This is a genomic window from Pandoraea sputorum (genome assembly GCF_000814845.2).
In the GTDB taxonomy this organism is placed as follows: Bacteria; Pseudomonadota; Gammaproteobacteria; order Burkholderiales; family Burkholderiaceae; genus Pandoraea; species Pandoraea sputorum.
This window is the reverse complement of the sequence record NZ_CP010431.2, coordinates 297,438-316,846: the sequence shown is the minus strand read 5'-3', so window position 1 is coordinate 316,846 and position 19,409 is coordinate 297,438. Positions and strand designations below refer to the sequence as shown.

The window sequence follows — 19,409 nt, the reverse complement described above, 5'->3', positions numbered from 1 at the left end:
GCCAGGAGACGCTCATGATTCCCGGAGAACTGCTCCCCGCCGCTGGTGACATCACGCTCAATGAGGGGCGTGAGACCGTCAGCGTGACCGTGGCCAACACCGGCGACCGTCCGATCCAGATCGGCTCGCACTTCCACTTCTATGAAGTCAACGACGCCCTGCAATTCGATCGCGAAGCGGCGCGCGGCTTTCGGCTGAACATCGCCGCGGGGACCGCCGTTCGCTTCGAACCGGGGCAACAACGCACGGTAGAACTCGTCGCGCTGGCGGGTGACCGCCGCGTTTATGGTTTCGCGGGTCGCGTCATGGGGGCGCTATGAAGATCTCTCGCCGCGCCTACGCGGAAATGTTCGGCCCCACCACGGGCGACCGGTTGCGTCTGGCCGATACGGAACTCATCGTCGAGATCGAACGCGACTACACGATCTACGGCGAAGAAGTGAAGTTCGGCGGCGGCAAGGTGATTCGCGACGGCATGGGGCAATCGCAACGCACCCGCGCGGACGTGGTCGACACCGTCATTACCAATGCCGTCATCATCGACCATTGGGGCATCGTCAAGGCGGACATCGGCCTGAAGGACGGACGCATCTGGGGCATCGGCAAGGCCGGGAACCCCGACATCCAGCCCGGCGTGACGATCCCGCTCGGCGGCGCGACCGAAGTCATCGCCGGTGAAGGCATGATCGTCACGGCCGGTGGCATCGATTCGCATATTCACTTCATCTGCCCGCAGCAGATCGAAGAAGCGCTGTCGTCGGGTGTGACGACGCTGCTGGGCGGCGGCACCGGTCCCGCGACGGGCACCAATGCGACCACCTGCACGCCAGGACCGTGGCACATGGAGCGCATGTTGCAGGCCGCCGACGGCTGGCCCATCAACCTCGGCTTTCTCGGCAAAGGCAACGTCAGTCAGCCCGCGCCGTTGATGGAGCAGATCGAAGCGGGGGCCATCGGTCTGAAGCTGCATGAGGACTGGGGGTCGACGCCTGCGGCCATCGATGCATGCCTCTCGGTGGCCGACGCCACCGACACGCAAGTCGCGATTCACACGGACACGCTCAACGAAGGTGGCTTCGTCGAAGCGACCGTCGCGGCCATCAAGGGCCGTACGATCCACACGTATCACACCGAGGGTGCCGGCGGCGGCCACGCGCCGGACATTCTGAAGGTCTGCGGCGAACCGAACGTGCTGCCGTCGTCCACCAATCCGACGCGGCCTTACACCGTCAACACGCTCGACGAACATCTCGACATGCTGATGGTCTGCCATCACCTCGATCCGGCGATTGCGGAGGACATTGCCTTTGCCGAGTCGCGCATTCGTCGCGAGACGATTGCGGCCGAAGACATCCTCCACGATCTCGGCGCGTTGTCGATGATTTCGTCGGATTCGCAGGCCATGGGGCGCGTCGGGGAAGTGGTGATGCGCACCTGGCAGACGGCGCACAAGATGAAGGTGCAACGCGGCGCACTGGGGACGGACCCGTCGGCGTCGGACAACTTTCGTGTGAAACGCTACGTTGCGAAGTACACGATCAACCCGGCGATCACGCACGGCATGGCGCATGAAATCGGGTCCATCGAAGTCGGGAAGTGGGCCGATCTGGTGTTGTGGGAACCGGCGTTCTTCGGCGTGAAGCCGTCGCTTATTCTCAAGGGCGGCATGATCACGACGGCGCTGATGGGCGACCCGAATGCGTCGATTCCGACGCCGCAGCCGGTGCATTACCGCGAAATGTTCGGCGCACGGGCAGGCGCGCTGGCGCGCACGTCGCTGACGTTCGTCTCGCAAGCAGCGTACGATGGCGACGTGGCCGGTCGTTTCGGGCTGGCCAAACGCATCGTGCCGGTACGCAATATCCGGCAGGTGACCAAGGCCAACATGATCAATAACGACTGGCTGCCGAACATCAGCGTCGATCCCGAGACCTATCAGGTCATTGCCGACGGGCAACTGCTGACGTGCGAGCCTGCCACCGTATTGCCCATGGCCCAACGCTACTTTCTTTTCTGACCTCGCCGAGCCATGTCGCAAGATTCCGAACTCTCCGCATCCGGGAACCCTCCGTCGTCGACCACGGCTTTGCGCCGTGTCGAGAAGCGCTTCGAAGCGGGACGCATCGCTGCCCCGCTCGCGCGCCGCGCCCCGGCGCTCGTGCTGCCGTTCGACGCGCGCAGCAAGAGCCGTCTTCGTGCGACGCTGGAGACCGGTGAAGAGGTCGCGCTGTTTTTGCCGCGCGGCACCGTGTTGCGCGGGGGCGATGTGCTCGTCGCAGACGACGGGAAGTTCATCCGCGTGGAAGCGGCGGCGCAAACCGTGCTGCTCGTGAGCGCACCGACCGCCCTCGCGCTCACCCGCGCGGCGTATCACCTCGGCAATCGTCATACCCCGGTCGAAGTGGGCGACGGATACCTCAAGCTCGAATACGACCCGGTCTTGCGCGACATGCTGCTGCGGCTCGATGTCGACGTCGCCGAAGCATTGATGCCCTTCGAGCCGGAGGCCGGTGCATACGGCGGCGGTCACAAGCACGGTCACGACGCGACTTACGCCGAAGACTTCGAACTCGCACAGCGCGTGTTTCACGAGCATCACGGTCATGATCATGATCACGGCCACGACCACGGGCATGAACACGGGCATGTTCATGGTCCAGGCTGCGGTCACGATCACTCGCATTTGCATTCGCATAGTCACGATCATGCGCACGACCATGACCATGTTCATGGCCCGGATTGTGGCCACCATCACGCCGCCGACTCCGGTGGTGAACCCGCTTCAGTGAATCCGACCGATGACGGCAAGCCTGCCCAGCCCTCTCACTGAGCCGGTTGCGGCGGCGTCGCTGCAATCGCTCGCGGCGCTGCTTCATCTCGCCTCGCCCGCGCTGCCCATCGGCGCCTTCAGCTATTCTCAGGGCCTCGAAGCAGCGGTCGAGCACGGCGTCATCCACGACGCGCCTAGCGCCGAGCGCTGGATCGCCAGTCAGCTCGACGGCGTATTCACCACGGGTGAAATGGCGCTGCTGGCGCGCCAATGGCGTCACTGGCAAGCGCGGGATGTCGCTGCGTTACGACACATCAACGACTGGCTGCTCGCCACGCGTGAGACCGCAGAGCTACGCGCCGAGACCGAGCAGATGGGCTGGTCGCTCACCCAACTCGCGGTGTCGCTCGAATGGGGCGATGCCGAACTACGCGAGCATCTGTCGTCGCTCAAACCGATTGCGCTACCGACGGCCTTCGCCTTCGCCGCGCTCACGCACGGTGCACCGCTGCCCGATACGCTCGTCGCTTACGCATTCAGTTGGCTGGAGAATCAGGTCGCCGGTGCGCTCAAGGCAGTGCCGCTCGGGCAGTTGGCGGCACAGCGAGTCATCGTTGCATTACGTCCGCGCGTGGTCGACGCCGCCCATCGGGCCGCGTCGTTGCCGGACGATCAGATCAACACGTTTTCCCCGGCGCTGGCCATTCTGGCCTCGCGCCACGAAACACAGTATTCACGGCTGTTCCGTTCTTAAGACGCAGGTTTTCGCGTCGTCTTATTCGTCATTTCCTGCGTCATCTTTCAATCACCACCACCACGACATACGCCATGACGATATCCGCCAACGCCCGTCGCACCAAAAAGAATCCGCCGCTGCGTGTCGGCATCGGAGGCCCGGTCGGCTCCGGCAAGACCACGTTGACCGAGATGCTCTGTAAAGCGATGCGCGATCGCTACGACCTGGTCGTCATCACCAACGACATCTATACGAAGGAAGATCAGCGTTTGCTCACCGTCGCCGGTGCGCTGGAGCCTGAGCGGATTCTCGGCGTGGAGACGGGCGGCTGTCCGCACACGGCGATTCGCGAGGACGCGTCAATCAATCTCGAAGCTGTCGAGCGCATGCTGGATCGTTTCCCGGATGCGGATGTCGTGTTCATCGAATCGGGTGGTGACAATCTTGCCGCGACGTTCAGCCCCGAGTTGTCGGACCTGACGATTTACGTCATCGACGTGGCCGGTGGCGAGAAGATCCCCCGCAAAGGCGGCCCGGGCATCACAAAGTCCGACTTGCTGGTGATCAACAAGACCGACCTTGCACCTTATGTCGGCGCGTCGCTCGACATCATGCGCTCCGACACGCAGAAGATGCGCGGCATGCGTCCGTTCGTGATGGGCAATATGAAGGAAGGGAAAGGTCTTCAGGAGATCATCAGCTTCATCGAAGCACGAGGGATGCTGGCGTGAGGTGAGATCAGAAGCGGGTCGCCGGGTGTCCAATCGGGTCTGGAGATTTCTCGGGCGATTCCTAAGCGGATCGCCTGGTTCTCTGATGTCCCGACCGACTTATCGCTGGGCGACCGAAAAGCCGTGCTCGCGAAGCAGTTGGAGAATGCCGTGCGGGCCGCCCAGATGCAGTGTGCCGACCGCGACGAACACCGGCTTGCCCGGGTCCGCCAGAAACAACATGCGCGCCAGAAAGCGACGGTTGCGCGAGTAGAGAATGCGCTCGTCGATCGCGTCGGCCAACGCCGCATTGCGTCGTACTTGCAGCGCCTTGCTTTGCGACCAGTCGAACACCAGTTCGGCATCGCCCGCGCGCCACAGGCGGTGCAACTCCTCCACCTGCGCCGTCGCCGTCTTCGGCGTGAGCACCAGCTCCTGCGCCAGCAACTCGTTCTGCTGCGCCGCCGTCAGGCCGGTGAACGCGTCCATCTGCTCGGCAAGCGACTCGAGGCCGACGATGCGGCCACGATAGATGTTCTCCAACTGATTTTCCGTGCCGTACTCGGTCTGGAGGTCGGCGCCCATCGAATCCAGCGTCTCGACGAGCAACGCCGCCAGCCACGGGCGCATGTGGCGAATCTCGGCGAGCATCGCCGGATTGCCCTTGAGACGGTCGCGCAACTTACGCCAGAGCGGCGCAGGGATCAGCCTGGGCAGGCAGGCGCGCGAGCACATGCCGTATTTCTGTACGTCGTCCTGCGACATCGTCAGGTCGTCGGGCGACAGCTCGAACGCCACCACCTTCGACACGCGCAGCGCATCGACCACCACTTTGCGGAACGGATAGTCGTCGGGTTTGCCCACGTGCAACGTGCCCATCACGTAGATGGTCATGTCGCCCTTGCGCGCTTCGTAGAACGGGAGATTGGCGCCCGGCGGCGGTTCGCCGGGCTCGGGGACCACCAACGGGAACGTTCGCGGTGCCACCGTGCGCGCAACGGCGGTCGTCGCCGCGTCCAGCGTGACGGCCAGCGTCATCAGCAAGCAACCCAGCAGCCAGCCGGTCAATGCAACGCCCCGGCGCACATGCGTCGCGCGTGGTGGTCCACCCAATCTCTTTATCCCTCTATCTCTTCGACCCGATGGCACGCCACCCGACGTCCTTCGAGCTCTCGCAATTGCGGCACTTCCTGACGGCATCGGTCAACCGCATACGGACAGCGCGGCGCAAACGCACACCCCGGCGGCGGGCGCAGCGGCGACGGCAACTCGCCGATCAGCGGAATCTTCACCCGCCGCTCGGACGCCTTGATCGCCGGCGTCGCCGACATCAATGCCTTCGTGTACGGATGCAGCGGCTTGCCGAACACGGCGGCCTTGGGACCGTGTTCGACCGCGCGGCCGAGGTACATCACCATGACGTCGTCGGCCACATGCTCGACCACCGCGAGATTATGCGACACGAATACGTAACTCGTCGCGTATCGGTCCTGCAAATCCATGAAAAGATTCAGGATCTGTGCCTGAATTGAGACATCCAGGGCCGAAACGGGCTCGTCCGCGACCACAATCGCCGGAGACAGGATCATCGCACGGGCAATCGCCACCCGCTGACGCTGACCGCCCGAGAACATGTGCGGGTAACGCGCTACATGTTCCGGACGCAGGCCGACGGTGCGCATCATCGCGGCGATCTTCTCGCCCCGCTCGGCGCGACTGAGCGACGTATTGATGGCCAGCGGTTCGTCGAGCGCCTGTCCCACCGTCTTGCGCGGGTTGAGCGACGCGTACGGGTTCTGGAACACCATCTGGATGCGCGTGCGCAACGGCGCCAGTTCGCCCGCCGACGCCGCCGTGGTCTCGGTCGCGTCGACGAAGAGCCTGCCGGACGTAGGCGTCTCGATCAACGTCAGCACCCGCGCCAGCGTCGATTTGCCGCACCCCGACTCGCCAACCACTGCCAGCGTACGACCCGCTTTCAACTCGAACGACACCCCGTTCAGCGCCTTGACGCTCGCCTGCCCGCGCAGCAACCCACGGTTGACCGTGTAAAAACGCGTCAGATCCTGCGCGGCCAACACTACGCGGTTGTCCGACGCACTCGCCTGCGGACTGGCCGGAGGCGCGGCAAATATCGTTTCGCTCATCGCACCCCTCCCGTCGACTGTCCAATCGCCACTTCATGCGGCAACGGCTTGAAACACCGCACCATCGGCGAACCCACCGCGCTCGGCCCGACATAAGGCGTCAGCGCAGGCTGCACCTCGCGGCAATGATCGTCGGCATAGGGACAGCGCGGCGACAGCAGACAACCTGCGGGCCGGTCGTCTCGCCCCGGCACCACGCCCGGTAGCGTGCGCAATCGGCGCACGCCCCGGTTATGTTCCGGAATCGCGGAGAGCAACGCCTCTGTGTAAGGGTGATGCGGCGCGTCGAACAGCGCTGGCACCTGCTGGACTTCGATGACCTGCCCCGCATACATGACGGCCACCTTGTGCGCGACTTCCGCCACGACCGCGAGATCATGGGAAATCAGCACGAGCGACATGCCGTAGTCCTTCTGCAGTTGCAGCAGCAACGCCATGATCTGCGCCTGAATGGTGACGTCCAGCGCAGTCGTCGGCTCGTCTGCAATCAGCAGTTTGGGACGGCACGCAATCGCCATCGCGATCATGACGCGCTGGTTCATCCCGCCCGAAAGCTGGTGCGGATAAGCCCCGAGCCGGTTGGCGGCGTCGGGAATCTCGACTTGTTCCAGCAGTTCGACGATCCGCTCACGCAGCGCCCGTCCGCGCAATCCCATGTGACGGCGCAGTACCTCGCCAATCTGATACCCGATGGTGAAGCTCGGATTCAGACTGGTGAGCGCGTCCTGAAAGATCATCGAGACGTCTCGCCCGACAATATTGCGGCGCTCGCGTTTGGATGCGTGAAGCAAGTCGCGGCCGTCGAAACGCACTTCGTCGGCGGTGACGTGACCGGGGGCGTCGATAAGCCCCATGAGCGCGAGCATCGTCACGCTCTTGCCGGAACCGGATTCGCCGACCACGCCAAGAATTTCGCCCTGGCCGACGTCGAGGTCGATGGCGTCGACCGCGCGTGCGCCGTCGAAGTCGACCGATAGATTTCGAATGGAGAGCAGGCTCATGCGATGCGTTTCAGTTTGGGGTCAAGGGCATCGCGCAGGCCGTCACCGACCAGGTTGATGGCAAGGACCGAGATGACGATCGCAAGTCCCGGCAGCGTCACAATCCACCAGGCACTTTCCATATAGTCGCGTGCGGACGCGAGCATCGAGCCCCACTCCGCGAGCGGGGGCTGCACGCCGAGGCCGAGAAAGCCGAGCGCCGCCGCGTCGAGAATGGCCACCGAGAAGCTCAACGTCGCCTGCACGATGAGCGGTGCCGCGCAGTTCGGCAGCACCGTCGAGAACATCAGGCGCAGCGTGCCCGCCCCGGCCATGCGCGAGGCGACGACGTACTCGCGCTGCAGTTCGCCGATGGCCGCCGCACGCGTCAGACGCACGTACGCGGGCAACGTCACGATCGCAATCGCGATGGTCGTGTTGGCAAGGCCCGGGCCGATCACAGCCACCACGGCGACTGCCAGCAGCAGCGAGGGCAGCGCCATCATCATGTCCATCAGACGCATGATCGGCGTGTCGAGCCAGCGCGGGAAAAACGCCGCCAGCAGCCCGAGCAGAATGCCCGGAATCAGCGAAAGCACCACCGACGACAGACCGATCCAGAACGACAGCCGCGCGCCGTAGATCAGGCGCGAAAGAATGTCGCGTCCGGCTTCGTCGGTGCCGAGCAGAAAGCGTGCGTTGCCGCCCTCGAACCACGCCGGCGGAATCTTCACGAAGTCGCGGTATTGCTCGATGGGACTGTGCGGGGCGATGAGCGGTGCGAGCAGCGCAGCCGCGAACATCAGCAACAGGATGATGGCCGCGACAGTCGCGCCACGGTTAGCGGTAAAGCTGCGCAGGAACTCCCGGATCAGGCGCGCGCGCGGCGTGGCCGTGACGGCAGCGGGAGGCGGCAGCGTAGCAGGCGTGTCACTCATTGTTGACCTCCTTCAGTGCCGGATGCGCGGGTTGACGACGCCATAGAGCACGTCGACCAGCAGGTTGACCAGAATCACGCCCGTCGCAATGAGCAGAATGCCGCCCTGCACCACCGGATAGTCGCGTCGAAGAATCGCATCGATCAGCCACTTGCCGATGCCGGGCCACGAGAAGACGTTCTCGGTCAGCACCGCACCCGCGAGCAGCGTGCCGACTTGCAGGCCGATCACCGTGATGACGGGAATCAGCGCATTGCGCAGCGCATGCACGACAATCACGCGCCACGGCGACAACCCCTTCGCGCGTGCCGTGCGGATGTAATCCTCACGCAGCACTTCGAGCATGGCGGAGCGCGTCATGCGGGCAATCACCGCGAGCGGCACGGTGCCGAGCACGATGGTCGGCAGAATCAGGTGGCTGACCGCCGAGGCGAACGCGCCTTCATCTCCCGAGAGCAAGGTGTCGATGAGCATGAAGCCGGTCACGCTCGGCACGTCGAATTCCACGCCGATGCGCCCGGACACGGGTGTCCATTGGAGGTCGACGGAGAAGAGCATGATGAGCAGCAACCCCCACCAGAAGATCGGCATGGAGTAGCCGGTGAGCGCAGCGCCCATGGTGGTGTGGTCGAGCATCTTGCCTCGCCGCAGCGAAGCGGCAACGCCTGCTGGCAAACCGACGGCAAGCGCAAAGATCATCGCGCAGAGGGCGAGTTCCAGCGTGGCCGGGAAGCGGGCGAAGAACTCGTGCAGCACGCCTTCGTTGGTGACGATGGAGCGGCCGAGGTCGCCTTGTGCGGCGTGTTTCAGATAGACGAAATACTGCGTGGTGAGCGGCTGGTCGAGCCCGAGCCGCTTCATCGCTTCGGCGTGCATGACGGGGTCGAGATTGCGCTCGCCCACCAGCACTTCGATCGGATCGCCGGGTATGAGGTGGATGAGCGCGAACGCGAGGACGGTGATGCCGATGAACGTCGGGATCACCATGCCTAGTCGTCTCAGGACGAATCTCAGCATAGGAATGTTCCGTGGGGGCGTCGCGCGCCGCCCGTCCCCGGCGCAGGGACAAGTGGCGCATTGCCGCGTTAGTGAATCTTGTCAGTCGTGGACGATCTTCCGTCCGGGTGCTGCGAACTGGCCCGGGCGCGGCGGCCGGGCCAGTCGGCTTTCTACTTGTCGGTGAAACGTCGTACGGCTTAGTGAGCTTGACTGAACTTAATCAAGCGATACACCAGCGAAGCTGTTACGGCTGAACGGGCTGAGCTTGAAGCCCTTCACGTTCGTGGCCATCGGCTTGTACTGCGTCGAGTGCGCGATGGGCGAGAACGGCAGTTGCTGCGCGAAGATGTCCTGCGCCTGCGTGTAGAGCTTGGTGCGCTCCTTGACGTCGGTCGTCTGACGCGCCTGCTTGATGAGATCGTCGAACGGCTTGTAGCACCACTTCGAGAAGTTGTTGCCGTTCATCGAGTCGCAGCCGAGCAGCACGCCGAGCCAGTTGTCCGGATCGCCGTTGTCGCCGGTCCAGCCAATCAGCATGGCATCGTGTTCACCCGCCTTGGCGCGCTTGATGTACTCACCCCATTCGTACGTGACGATGTTCGCCTTCACGCCGATCTTGGCCCAGTCGGCCTGAATCATCTCGGCCATCAACTTGCCATTCGGGTTGTACGGACGTTGCACCGGCATGGCCCACAGCGTGATCTCGATACCCTTCACGCCCGCCTTGTCGAGCAGCGCCTTGGCCTTTTCGGGATCGTAGCTGGCCGACTTGATGTTCTTGTCATAGGACCATTGCGTCGGCGGCATCGGCGCGCCGTTCGACAACTGTCCGGCCGAGCCATACACAGACTGGAGGATCGCCTTCTTGTTGATCGCCATGTCGAGCGCCTGGCGCACTTCCACGCGATCGAGCGGCGCCTTCTTGACGTTGTACGCCACGTAGCCGAGGTTGAAGCCCACCTGATCCGGCATCTTGATCTTCGACGCCTTGCCCTGTGCCTGAATGTCGGCCTTGAGCGCATCGACGTCCGCCGGGCGCGGGTACGTCACCACCTGACACTCGTTGCGCTTGAGCTTCTGGATACGCACGTTGGCGTCCGTCGTGATGGCGAACACCAGCTTGCCCACCTTCGGCGGCAGGTTCGTATTCCAGTACTCCTTGTTGCCGTCCATGCGCAGCGTGGCGTCCTTCGTATAGCTACGGAAGATGAACGGGCCGGTGCCGACCGGCTTGAGTGCGATGTCGCGCGGATTGTTCGCCGCCATCAGCTTGTCTGCGTATTCCTTCGAGAGGATCGACGCAAACGACATGGCCAGGTTCTGGATGAACGGTGCGTCGACCTTCTTGAGCACGAAGCGCACGGTGTACGGATCGACGATCTCGATGCGCTCGATGTCGGCCTGCAGGCCCATGTCCACGTAGTACGGGAATTCCGCCGGGTAAGCCTTGCGGAACGGCATCTCGCGGTCGCCCATGCGGTCGAACGTGAACTTCACGTCTTCGGCGTTGAAGTCGCGCGTGGGCTTGAAGTATTCGGTGGTGTGGAACTTCACACCCTTGCGCAGATGGAAGGTGTAGACCTTGTTGTCCGGCGAGATGTCCCACTTCTCGGCCAGAGACGGCGTCGTGGCCGTCTCGCCCGGCACGAAGGCGACGAGGCGGTTGTAAATGGCGTCGGCGGGATCGAAGTCGGTGCCGGTGGTCAGTTGCCCCGGATCGAAACCGGCGGGGCTGCCCTCGGAGCAGTAGACGAGGGTCTTGTTCGGGAGCTCGACGGCTGCCGCGGGCGGGATCACTGCCGCTCCGGCAAGCACGGTTGCAGCCAACAGCAAACGCAGGGTGTGAGTCTGTTTCATAGGCTCCTCGTATTTTGAGTTGACGCCCGGCGACGATCAGCCGCCGAGCCCACGAGGGATATTACTTAACCTTCACCTACGTAACAACACGCCAAATCCCTACTAAACCGCCCATTTGTGGCGTTTTTGATTAGGAAATCACTCAATTTTGATTAGGATTGACTTCCTGAGCGGTCATCGGGCAGAAAAGATTGCGCGCGCCCCGCCCGGCGGCGCCTTACAGGCCGAGCCGCTGCCACATGGCTTTGGTTGCTGCCGCCGCATTGAGCGTATAGAAGTGCAGGCCCGGCGCGCCTTCCTTCAGCAAGCGCTCACACAGCGCCGACACCACGTCGAGACCGAAGGCGCGGATGGCTTCGCGGTCGTCGCCAAAGCCTTCCAGCCGCTTGGCGATCCAGCGCGGCACTTCCGCACCGCACATTTCCGAGAAGCGCATCATCTGCGAGTAGTTCGTGATCGGCATGATGCCCGGCACGATCGGCACGTCCACGCCGAGGCGGGCGACGTCGTCGACAAAGCGGAAGTAAGCATCCGCATTGAAGAAATACTGGGTGATGGCCGCGTTCGCGCCGGCCTTCACCTTGTTGGCGAAGTGTTCGAGATCGTGTCGCGGCGATTTGGCCTGCGGATGGTATTCGGGGTAAGCCGCGACTTCAATGTGAAACCAGTCGCCCGTCTCTGCGCGAATGAACTCGACCAGTTCCGACGCGTAGCGAAACTCGCCGATCTCGCCCATGCCCGACGGCAGGTCGCCACGCAGCGCCACGATGTGACGGATGCCGTGATCGCGGTAGGTCGTGAGAATGTCGCGGATGTTGTCGCGGGTCGAGCCGACGCACGACAAGTGCGGTGCGGCGTCCACGCCTTCGCGCTGGATTTCGATGACGGTGTCGAGCGTGCCCTGCTGCGTCGAGCCACCCGCACCGAACGTCACCGAAACGAACTTCGGGCCGAGCGGAAACAGTTGCGCACGCGTCGCGCGCAGCTTCTCCGCGCCGTCGGCAGTCTTGGGCGGGAAGAATTCGAAACTGAAGGAAGGTTGCGTCATGATCGTCTTGTTATCTTCGGAGCCGTTCATGCCGCACGTCTGGCGTGCACGAAGAACTCCCGGTTGCCGTCGCCGCCCGCGATAGGACTGTCGAGCCACGCGGCCACCGTCAGTCCGAGCGCTTCACAGGCGGCGCGGATTTTTGTCTCCACTTGCGCATACTGCGCGGTGTCTTTCACGAGGCCACCGCGTGCGATGTGCTCCCGTCCCACTTCGAATTGCGGCTTCACCAGCATCAGCAGGTCGCCACCCGGCGCAAGCAACGGCGCTACAGCGGGCAACACTAGCGTGAGCGAGATGAACGACACATCGCCCACGATCAGATCGAAGCCCGCCTCCGGTACAGCATTCAGCTCACCATCCGATACGACTTCCGTCAAACGCGCATCGAGCATCTCGCGCGACAGGTGTCGCGCATTGATCCCTTCGAGCGACGCGAGCCGAGGCTCGCCCATCAAACGCGGATGCAGTTGTCCGTGTCCCACGTCGACGCCGACGATATACGCCGCGCCCGCCTGCAACAGGCAGTCCGCGAAGCCACCGGTCGACAGACCGACATCGAGCACTACGCGGCCCGTCACGTCGAGTCCCGTCGTGACCAGTGCGCCCGCCAGCTTGAGGCCGCCGCGCGACACGTACCGGTCTTCGTCCGGCAATCCGTCGGCCGCGGCACGCACTTCCAGTTCCTCGTCGCTCGCCACCGGTTGGCTGGCTTTCTTGAGCGCCGTCTCGGTGCCGGCGTAATACACGCGTCCGGCATCGATCAGACGTTGAGCGACAGTGCGCGACGCCGCCAGTCCTCGGGAGACGAGGGCCTGATCGGCACGAAGAGCTTGCGACATGACTACGAATTTCCTGCAAAGAACTGTCGACGGATGGCCGTCGACACTTACACGTTGGAGACGCGGTCGCCGAACACCAACGCCGAGAGAATCCACGAAATCAGGCTGTACAGCAGCGAGCCGAAGAGCGCCGCCCAGAAGCCGGAGACTTCGAAGCCCTTGACGACATGCGACGCGAGCCAGAACAACAGTGCGTTGATGACGAAGATGAACAACCCCAGCGTCACCACGGTGACCGGCAGCGTGAGCACGACGAGCAGCGGGCGCAGGAACGCGTTGATCAGGCCAAGCACGACCGCGACGATCAGCGCCGTGCCGATGCCCTTGAGCTGAACGCCCGACACGATGTACGGCAAAACGAGAAGCGCGATGGCATTGATGAGCCAAATCAGCAGCAGACGCATGGCAAGCTCCGTAAAACTTGCCGGTGCACGGCATGCATGCCCGCACCGGCGGTGAGAAATTCGAGTCCGGCAAGCCCCGGCGGACACAACGGCAACTGACGCCATCGCACGGCCGTGGCTTCACCACGCGTTACCGCGCCGGGTCGATGCGTCGCATTCCTCCATGCGACGTGCCGACGCCCCGCGCGGCAACGTCAACCGATCAATAACGGTAGTGCGACGGCTTGAACGGACCGTTCTTGTCGACGCTGATGTACTTCGCCTGATCGTCGCTCAGCACAGTCAGTTCGGCACCGATGCGGCCCAGGTGCAGGCGCGCGACCTTCTCGTCCAGATGCTTCGGCAGCACGTACACGCTGTTCTTGTACTTCGCACCGTGCACGAACAGTTCGATCTGGGCGAGCGTCTGGTTCGTGAACGAGTTGCTCATCACGAACGACGGGTGGCCCGTGGCGCAACCGAGGTTCACGAGGCGGCCTTCAGCCAGCAGAATGATGCGCTTGCCGTCCGGGAAGATGATGTGATCGACTTGCGGCTTGATGTTTTCCCACTCGTACTTGCGGGTCGACGCCACGTTGATTTCCGAGTCGAAGTGACCGATGTTGCAGACGATGGCCTGATGCTTCATGGCGACCATGTGGTCGTGATCGATCACGTGGTAGTTGCCCGTCGCCGTCACGAAGATGTCGGCCTTGTCGGCTGCGTATTCCATCGTCACGACACGGTAGCCTTCCATGGCGGCTTGCAGTGCGCAGATCGGATCGATTTCCGTGACCCACACCGTCGCGCCCAGACCGCGCAGGCTTTGTGCGCAGCCCTTGCCCACGTCGCCGTAACCGGCCACGAGGGCGATCTTGCCCGCGATCATCACATCGGTGGCGCGCTTGATACCGTCGACCAGCGACTCACGGCAGCCGTACAGGTTGTCGAACTTCGACTTGGTGACCGAGTCGTTCACGTTGATGGCCGGGAACGGCAGCGTGCCGTCCTTTTCCATCTGGTACAGACGGTGCACACCGGTGGTCGTCTCTTCGGTCACGCCCTTGATCTGCGACAGGCGCTTGCTGTACCACTGCGGATCGATTGCGATGTGACGTTTGATGGCGGCGTACAACGCGACTTCTTCTTCGTTGGTCGGGTTGGCCACGACCGACAGATCCTTCTCGGCCTTGCTACCGAGAATCAGCAGCAGAGTGGCGTCGCCGCCGTCGTCGAGGATCATGTTGGCGAACTCGCCGTTCGGCCATTCGAAGATGCGGTGGCTGTATTCCCAGTACTCGTCGAGCGACTCGCCCTTGAACGCGAAGACCGGAATGCCCGCGGCAGCGATGGCGGCGGCGGCGTGGTCCTGCGTCGAGAAGATGTTGCACGAAGCCCAGCGGACTTCGGCGCCCAGCGCGGTCAGCGTCTCGATAAGCACGCCCGTCTGGATGGTCATGTGCAGCGAGCCGGCAATGCGCGCGCCCTTGAGCGGCTGGCTGGCCTTGAATTCGGCACGCGTCGCGACCAGACCGGGCATTTCGCTCTCGGCAATGGTCAGCTCTTTACGGCCCCATGCCGCCAGATTGATATCGGCAACGTGGAAATCGGAGAATTTCGAATCGACTACGGCGTTCATCACGCCTCCTTTCTCTAAAGTCTAGATAGTTGGGACGTGAGCGCCGTTCTTGGGGCCCACGCGCCAACGATCCGGGGGTAATCCGGCGGCCGGCGGGGCCAATAGGAAGGATCTTGAGCCTGGCAGCACTTCGGCTGTCGCAACGCTCCTCAAGACCCCGGCATTGTAGCAAAACTGATGCGCGAAGTTACGGCAGGGGCGACGTCCGAAGGGTTATTTTTATCAGACGGGAAGATGGGCGATCAGCGGAGCGGCGAGCACCATGAGTACGCCGTTGATCATCATGACGAGGCTGGCGACGACACCTTCTTCGCCACCGATCTGGCGCGCCTTGGCCGTACCAAAGCCATGAGCGCCCGCGCCGAACGGCGCACCGCGCGCCATACGGGTACGCAGCGGCAGCCACGACAGAAGCGCCTCGCCCAGCAACATGCCGATCAGCCCGGTGATGATGACGAAGAGGCCGACCAGATCGCGCGAACCGCCGACCTGATCCGATACGACAAGCGCGAACGGCGTCGAGATCGAACGTGCAAGCAGGCTGCGCGCCATTTCCGGCGGCAATTCGAACAGCCGCGCAAGCACGTACGAACTACCGACGGCCACGACCATGGCGACCAGCACGCCGAACGTCAGCGCAAAGGCATGGCGGCGGATGATGTCGCGATGCTCGTAAATAGGCACCGCAAAGGCGATGGTCGTCGGCCCGAGCAGCCACACAAGCCAGCGGGAATCGGCGATGTACGTCGTATATGAAATATCGCCGCCGATCATCACGCCGATGACGAGGATCGGCGCGAGAATCGCCGGGCCGAGCCACACCTTGCCGAAGCGCGCATAAAGGCGCTTCGACACGTAATAGAAGAAGACGGTGAGAACGAGTAGCAGGAGCGCCGTATGATTCATCACAATTCTCTGCGAGTGCGATCAGCTTGAAGAGCGGCGCGAACGGCGTCGGGTACGTAATGCAGTATGTATGCGGTACGTAATGCTTCAGCGACCATCGTGCGCATGCGCACGGCGGGCCGGAATGCGGGCGCATGCCAGCTTCAGACGGCGCTCGGCGCGGCAGGCGAAGTCGACGGCCAGCGCGGTCGAAACCATCACGAGCGTGGTGCCGACACCGATCACGGCCAGCAGTTGCAGGCCTTCCTGACGCAGCAGATCCGTGTATTGCATGACGGCGGCGACCAACGGCACGAAGAAGAGGATCATCTCGGCCAGAAACCAGTCCGCGCCACGCTTGATCTTCTCCGTCTTCAGCACGCCACTCATGAGCAGCGCGACGACGACGAGCAAGCCCAGCACGCCACCCGGCAAAGGCAGATGAAAATGACGCGATGCAGCATCGGCCGCCAGATAGATGCCCGTCAGGAGCGCGATTTGCCAAAGCACACCGACAACGCCCTTGCTACGGCTATACAGACGGCTGGCGATCATCTTGGTCATGGCTGACTCCCTAAGGGTTTTCCTGAATATGAAACGCAGTATAGGAAGCAGCGCAACATAAATATAATGAATTAGTCGTATCAGAACGATTCCAAATTGGAATAATTTAAGTATTAACCCTAATAGTGCATAAGAAAGCCTTGCTGGACGGGGCTTTGGGCCAAATTGCACCATTGGTGTGCAACCGAGAGAACCAAAATGGAACTGCGTGCGTTGCGAGGATTTGTGGAGGTTGTGCGACAGCAGAGCTTCACGGCGGCGGCGGAAGCGTTGTTCGTCACCCAGCCGACGGTGAGCAAGATGGTCAAGGCGCTGGAAGACGAACTGGGCACGCCGCTCATGTTGCGCGAGGAGCGCGGCATGGGTCGACGACTTCAACTGACCGATGCGGGACGCGTTGTCTTCGAGCGCGGTCAGGACGTACTCGCCGCCCATGCCCGTCTGCAACAGGAGTTGGCGGATCTGGAGACGGTGTCGCGCGGCGAGTTGTCGATCGGCATCCCGCCGTTGGGCGGCGACCTGTTCATCCCGGTGATCGGCGCGTTCCATCAGCAATACCCGGATATCGAGATGAAGCTGTTCGAGACCGGCTCGCGGGCCATTGAGCAGGCGTTGCTGGCGGGCGAGATCGAGCTGGGGGCGGTGCTGCTCCCCATCGACCCGACCGTGCTGGATGTGCTGCCTGTCTGTCATTACCAGTTGCGTCTGATCGCGCCCCGAGAATCGCGCTGGGAGGGCCGCGCCTCCGTTGGCCTTGGCGAATTGCGCGACGAGCCCTTCGTCTTCTATGGCGAGGGATTTGCGTTATCGGAACTGGTGATCGCCGCGTGTCGGCGCGCGGGCTTCACGCCGAAGATCGCGGGCCGCTCGAGTCAGTGGGACTTCATCGCGTCGATGGTGGACAACGGCGTGGGCATTGCGTTGCTGCCGGAGCCGTTCTGCGCGCGACTCGACCCGAAGCGTTTCGTGATGACGGACGTACGCGACCCGGAGATTCCGTGGGATCTGGCGATGGCGTGGCGACGCGACTCGTATCTGTCACATGCGGCGCGACGCTGGCTCGCCTTGGCGCGCGACATCCTCGGGCCAGGAGGCGACGGCGAAGCGAAGGCAGCGATCGCAGGCGGCGCACGACGCAAGTGAGCGGGTTCTGACAGACGGCCGGACGTCGGATACATCCGCCGCGCATGCATGCCCGTCGTCCGACGGGAATCGGCGATTGCGGTATCCTTGCCGCTGACAAATTTCCCCCTTTTGCCGTTGCATCGCGCTCCACGGGCGCGAGAGCGGCGCGACACATCGAGACTCATGCGCATCATTACCGCGAATTTGAACGGCGTGCGATCCGCCTCCAAGAAGGGCTTTTTCGAATGGTTCGGCAATCAGGACGCCGACATCCTCTGCGTTCAGGAAATCAAGGCCCAGTTGCCGGACATGACGCCGGACTTCCTCAAGCCGCACGATTATCAGGGCTACTTCCACTATGCGGAGAAGAAGGGTTACAGCGGCGCCGGTGTGTACGTGCGACGCGAGCCCGACGACATCGTCATCGGCTGGAACAACACCGAGTTCGACGCCGAGGGTCGTTATGTCGAGGTCCGTTACGGCAATCTGTCGGTAATCTCGGTGTACATCCCGTCGGGGTCGAGCGGCGAGGAGCGTCAGGCGGCCAAGTTCCGCTTCATGGCCGACTTCATGCCGCACTTGCTGGCGCTCAAGGCCGAGGGCCGCGAGGTCGTGCTGTGCGGCGACGTGAACATCGCGCACAAGGAAATCGACATCAAGAACTGGAAGGGCAACCTGAAGAACTCGGGCTTCCTGCCGGAAGAGCGCGCGTGGCTCACGCAGTTGTTCGACGATCACGGTTATGTGGATGTCTTCCGCACGCTGGATCCGCGGGCGGAGCAATACACGTGGTGGAGCAATCGCGGACAGGCGTATGCAAAGAACGTCGGTTGGCGCATCGACTACCAGATCGCCACGCCGGGCATCGCAGCAAAGGCGAAGACGACCTCGGTGTTCCGCGACATCAAGTTCAGCGACCACGCCCCGCTGATCGTCGACTACGACCACGCGCTTTGAGCACCACGCGGTCGCAGCGCATCATGAAAACCCTTCTATTCTGCACGAGCTACATCCGCGATGCCGAAGCCTGGAAAACGCGATATCAGCGTTGGCTGGACTTCTACGGCAACGGGCCGATCCACGCCGACAAGATCCTCATGATCGACGACGGGTCGCCCTATCTGCCGCCCGCCAAGACCATTCCGACGGTGCCCGCGAGCCACGATATCCGGGAACATGACCACGCGACGGGCATCGTTCGCTTCGAACAGAATCTCGGACGGCAAAGCATGGCCCACTATCCGGGCTGGTGGCGCAGTTTCCTGCACGCGCACACCATCGCTACGGCCATAGGCGCGGACAAGATCGTTCACATCGAATCCGATGCCTATCTACTGAGTCAGGCGCTCGTGGACTTCGTCAACGAGACACGCACCGGCTGGCATGTCATGTGGGCACAGCGTTACGAACTTCCCGAAACCGCCGTTCAGATCATTTGCCGCGATCAGTTCGACGCGCTCGAAGCGTTCAAGAACGCGCACCCCGATCTAACTTTCACGGATATCGCCGAACGTCTCTTGCCTTTTACATCGGTGAACCGACATTTCAAAGGTGATCGTTACAGCGAGTTCAAACGCCGTCGGGGCATTTTCCGGTCCAGGAAATTCGACTTTATTCCGATCTTCCAGCACGACTTTTTCTGGGAACCGATTCCGTCCGATGCGGACTTCGCAACTCAGGTCGTCCAGCGACAAAAGCTCGCGGTGCGCCACTCTGGCGCACCGTCACGATAAACGGCGGCGGGCGACACGGCAGGCATGACACACGCGAAGGCGAACGCCTTCGG

Annotated in this window: 20 protein-coding genes and 1 riboswitch; of the genes, 8 read left to right on the top strand and 12 right to left on the bottom strand. The window is 62.8% G+C overall.

The window, feature by feature from the left end; all coding sequences use genetic code 11:
- The first annotated feature begins 14 nt into the window (after positions 1 to 14).
- The 5 genes from NA29_RS01385 to ureG all read left to right on the top strand — a co-directional run bounded on the left by NA29_RS01385 (position 15) and on the right by ureG (position 4,237).
- The gene (locus tag NA29_RS01385; protein ID WP_039394909.1) at positions 15 to 320 is read left to right on the top strand and encodes an urease subunit beta; all 306 of its coding nucleotides are present in this window, start codon (positions 15 to 17) and stop codon (positions 318 to 320) included.
- Positions 317 to 2,017: an urease subunit alpha gene (ureC, locus tag NA29_RS01380; protein WP_039394906.1), complete on the top strand. Its 1,701-nt coding sequence runs from the start codon at positions 317 to 319 to the stop codon at positions 2,015 to 2,017. The genes NA29_RS01385 and ureC overlap by 4 nt, the downstream gene beginning before the upstream one ends.
- Positions 2,018 to 2,086: 69 nt before the next feature.
- Positions 2,087 to 2,830: an urease accessory protein UreE gene (gene ureE, locus NA29_RS01375; RefSeq protein WP_084104133.1), complete on the top strand. Its 744-nt coding sequence runs from the start codon at positions 2,087 to 2,089 to the stop codon at positions 2,828 to 2,830.
- Positions 2,799 to 3,524 carry an urease accessory protein UreF gene (locus NA29_RS01370; RefSeq protein WP_052252433.1) on the top strand — a complete coding sequence of 242 codons (726 nt, stop codon included), beginning with the start codon at positions 2,799 to 2,801 and terminating at the stop codon, positions 3,522 to 3,524. The genes ureE and NA29_RS01370 overlap by 32 nt, the downstream gene beginning before the upstream one ends.
- Positions 3,525 to 3,598: 74 nt before the next feature.
- On the top strand, positions 3,599 to 4,237 hold the full coding sequence (ureG, locus tag NA29_RS01365; protein ID WP_039394903.1) for an urease accessory protein UreG: 639 nt from the start codon (positions 3,599 to 3,601) through the stop codon (positions 4,235 to 4,237).
- Positions 4,238 to 4,336: 99 nt separating this feature from the next.
- Here the strand turns inward: ureG and NA29_RS01360 are convergent, their stop codons facing one another.
- The 12 genes from NA29_RS01360 to NA29_RS01305 form a co-directional block, all read right to left on the bottom strand.
- Entirely contained in the window at positions 4,337 to 5,416 is a 1,080-nt protein-coding gene (locus NA29_RS01360) for a TraB/GumN family protein (protein WP_039394899.1), read from the bottom strand.
- Positions 5,335 to 6,363 carry a peptide ABC transporter ATP-binding protein gene (locus tag NA29_RS01355; RefSeq protein ID WP_174555892.1) on the bottom strand — a complete coding sequence of 343 codons (1,029 nt, stop codon included), beginning with the start codon at positions 6,361 to 6,363 and terminating at the stop codon, positions 5,335 to 5,337. Before NA29_RS01355 ends, NA29_RS01360 begins: the two co-directional genes overlap by 82 nt.
- Complete coding sequence (locus tag NA29_RS01350) at positions 6,360 to 7,364, bottom strand: ABC transporter ATP-binding protein (RefSeq protein ID WP_039394896.1); 1,005 nt, start codon at positions 7,362 to 7,364, stop codon at positions 6,360 to 6,362. The genes NA29_RS01355 and NA29_RS01350 overlap by 4 nt, the downstream gene beginning before the upstream one ends.
- A complete protein-coding gene (locus NA29_RS01345) occupies positions 7,361 to 8,281 on the bottom strand; it encodes an ABC transporter permease subunit (RefSeq protein ID WP_039394894.1) in 921 nt (306 codons plus the stop codon). The genes NA29_RS01350 and NA29_RS01345 overlap by 4 nt, the downstream gene beginning before the upstream one ends.
- Before the next feature lie 12 nt (positions 8,282 to 8,293).
- Positions 8,294 to 9,298, bottom strand: coding sequence for an ABC transporter permease subunit (locus NA29_RS01340; RefSeq protein ID WP_039394891.1), 1,005 nt, complete (start codon positions 9,296 to 9,298; stop codon positions 8,294 to 8,296).
- A gap of 198 nt (positions 9,299 to 9,496) precedes the next feature.
- Complete coding sequence (locus NA29_RS01335; RefSeq protein ID WP_039394888.1) at positions 9,497 to 11,137, bottom strand: ABC transporter substrate-binding protein; 1,641 nt, start codon at positions 11,135 to 11,137, stop codon at positions 9,497 to 9,499.
- Between the two features lie 217 nt (positions 11,138 to 11,354).
- Positions 11,355 to 12,185 (bottom strand): methylenetetrahydrofolate reductase [NAD(P)H], encoded by an 831-nt coding sequence (gene metF, locus NA29_RS01330; protein WP_039401983.1) that lies wholly within the window; start codon positions 12,183 to 12,185, stop codon positions 11,355 to 11,357.
- A 26-nt stretch (positions 12,186 to 12,211) separates the two neighbouring features.
- Positions 12,212 to 13,027, bottom strand: coding sequence for a TlyA family RNA methyltransferase (locus tag NA29_RS01325; protein ID WP_039394885.1), 816 nt, complete (start codon positions 13,025 to 13,027; stop codon positions 12,212 to 12,214).
- A gap of 47 nt (positions 13,028 to 13,074) precedes the next feature.
- On the bottom strand, positions 13,075 to 13,431 hold the full coding sequence (locus tag NA29_RS01320) for a phage holin family protein (protein ID WP_039394882.1): 357 nt from the start codon (positions 13,429 to 13,431) through the stop codon (positions 13,075 to 13,077).
- A 202-nt stretch (positions 13,432 to 13,633) separates the two neighbouring features.
- Positions 13,634 to 15,049, bottom strand: a complete 1,416-nt coding sequence (gene ahcY / locus NA29_RS01315) for an adenosylhomocysteinase (RefSeq protein ID WP_039394879.1) — start codon at positions 15,047 to 15,049, stop codon at positions 13,634 to 13,636.
- A 31-nt stretch (positions 15,050 to 15,080) separates the two neighbouring features.
- Positions 15,081 to 15,206: riboswitch (S-adenosyl-L-homocysteine riboswitch) on the bottom strand.
- Positions 15,207 to 15,271: 65 nt separating this feature from the next.
- A complete protein-coding gene (locus tag NA29_RS01310) occupies positions 15,272 to 15,955 on the bottom strand; it encodes an LrgB family protein (protein WP_052252431.1) in 684 nt (227 codons plus the stop codon).
- 87 nt (positions 15,956 to 16,042) lie between these two features.
- Positions 16,043 to 16,498 carry a CidA/LrgA family protein gene (locus tag NA29_RS01305; RefSeq protein ID WP_039394873.1) on the bottom strand — a complete coding sequence of 152 codons (456 nt, stop codon included), beginning with the start codon at positions 16,496 to 16,498 and terminating at the stop codon, positions 16,043 to 16,045.
- A 198-nt stretch (positions 16,499 to 16,696) separates the two neighbouring features.
- Between NA29_RS01305 and NA29_RS01300 the strand changes: the two genes are divergently transcribed.
- The 3 genes from NA29_RS01300 (at position 16,697) to NA29_RS01290 (ending at position 19,356) form a co-directional block, all read left to right on the top strand.
- Positions 16,697 to 17,641: a LysR family transcriptional regulator gene (locus NA29_RS01300; RefSeq protein WP_039394870.1), complete on the top strand. Its 945-nt coding sequence runs from the start codon at positions 16,697 to 16,699 to the stop codon at positions 17,639 to 17,641.
- A gap of 165 nt (positions 17,642 to 17,806) precedes the next feature.
- Positions 17,807 to 18,580: an exodeoxyribonuclease III gene (locus NA29_RS01295; protein WP_039394867.1), complete on the top strand. Its 774-nt coding sequence runs from the start codon at positions 17,807 to 17,809 to the stop codon at positions 18,578 to 18,580.
- Between the two features lie 23 nt (positions 18,581 to 18,603).
- Positions 18,604 to 19,356, top strand: coding sequence for a hypothetical protein (locus NA29_RS01290; protein ID WP_039394864.1), 753 nt, complete (start codon positions 18,604 to 18,606; stop codon positions 19,354 to 19,356).
- Positions 19,357 to 19,409 lie beyond the last annotated feature (53 nt).

Excerpts from the sequence above, each read along its gene's own strand:
- NA29_RS01385 (WP_039394909.1), top strand. The coding sequence starts at position 15 with ATGATTCCCGGAGAACTGCTCCCCGCCGCTGGTGACATCACGCTCAAT.
- ureC (WP_039394906.1), top strand. The coding sequence starts at position 317 with ATGAAGATCTCTCGCCGCGCCTACGCGGAAATGTTCGGCCCCACCACG.
- NA29_RS01370 (WP_052252433.1), top strand. The coding sequence starts at position 2,799 with ATGACGGCAAGCCTGCCCAGCCCTCTCACTGAGCCGGTTGCGGCGGCG.
- ureG (WP_039394903.1), top strand. The coding sequence starts at position 3,599 with ATGACGATATCCGCCAACGCCCGTCGCACCAAAAAGAATCCGCCGCTG.
- NA29_RS01360 (WP_039394899.1), bottom strand. The coding sequence starts at position 5,416 with ATGCCGTCAGGAAGTGCCGCAATTGCGAGAGCTCGAAGGACGTCGGGT.
- NA29_RS01355 (WP_174555892.1), bottom strand. The coding sequence starts at position 6,363 with ATGAGCGAAACGATATTTGCCGCGCCTCCGGCCAGTCCGCAGGCGAGT.
- NA29_RS01350 (WP_039394896.1), bottom strand. The coding sequence starts at position 7,364 with ATGAGCCTGCTCTCCATTCGAAATCTATCGGTCGACTTCGACGGCGCA.
- NA29_RS01345 (WP_039394894.1), bottom strand. The coding sequence starts at position 8,281 with ATGAGTGACACGCCTGCTACGCTGCCGCCTCCCGCTGCCGTCACGGCC.
- NA29_RS01340 (WP_039394891.1), bottom strand. The coding sequence starts at position 9,298 with ATGCTGAGATTCGTCCTGAGACGACTAGGCATGGTGATCCCGACGTTC.
- NA29_RS01335 (WP_039394888.1), bottom strand. The coding sequence starts at position 11,137 with ATGAAACAGACTCACACCCTGCGTTTGCTGTTGGCTGCAACCGTGCTT.
- metF (WP_039401983.1), bottom strand. The coding sequence starts at position 12,185 with ATGACGCAACCTTCCTTCAGTTTCGAATTCTTCCCGCCCAAGACTGCC.
- NA29_RS01325 (WP_039394885.1), bottom strand. The coding sequence starts at position 13,027 with ATGTCGCAAGCTCTTCGTGCCGATCAGGCCCTCGTCTCCCGAGGACTG.
- NA29_RS01320 (WP_039394882.1), bottom strand. The coding sequence starts at position 13,431 with ATGCGTCTGCTGCTGATTTGGCTCATCAATGCCATCGCGCTTCTCGTT.
- ahcY (WP_039394879.1), bottom strand. The coding sequence starts at position 15,049 with ATGAACGCCGTAGTCGATTCGAAATTCTCCGATTTCCACGTTGCCGAT.
- NA29_RS01310 (WP_052252431.1), bottom strand. The coding sequence starts at position 15,955 with ATGAATCATACGGCGCTCCTGCTACTCGTTCTCACCGTCTTCTTCTAT.
- NA29_RS01305 (WP_039394873.1), bottom strand. The coding sequence starts at position 16,498 with ATGACCAAGATGATCGCCAGCCGTCTGTATAGCCGTAGCAAGGGCGTT.
- NA29_RS01300 (WP_039394870.1), top strand. The coding sequence starts at position 16,697 with ATGGAACTGCGTGCGTTGCGAGGATTTGTGGAGGTTGTGCGACAGCAG.
- NA29_RS01295 (WP_039394867.1), top strand. The coding sequence starts at position 17,807 with ATGCGCATCATTACCGCGAATTTGAACGGCGTGCGATCCGCCTCCAAG.
- NA29_RS01290 (WP_039394864.1), top strand. The coding sequence starts at position 18,604 with ATGAAAACCCTTCTATTCTGCACGAGCTACATCCGCGATGCCGAAGCC.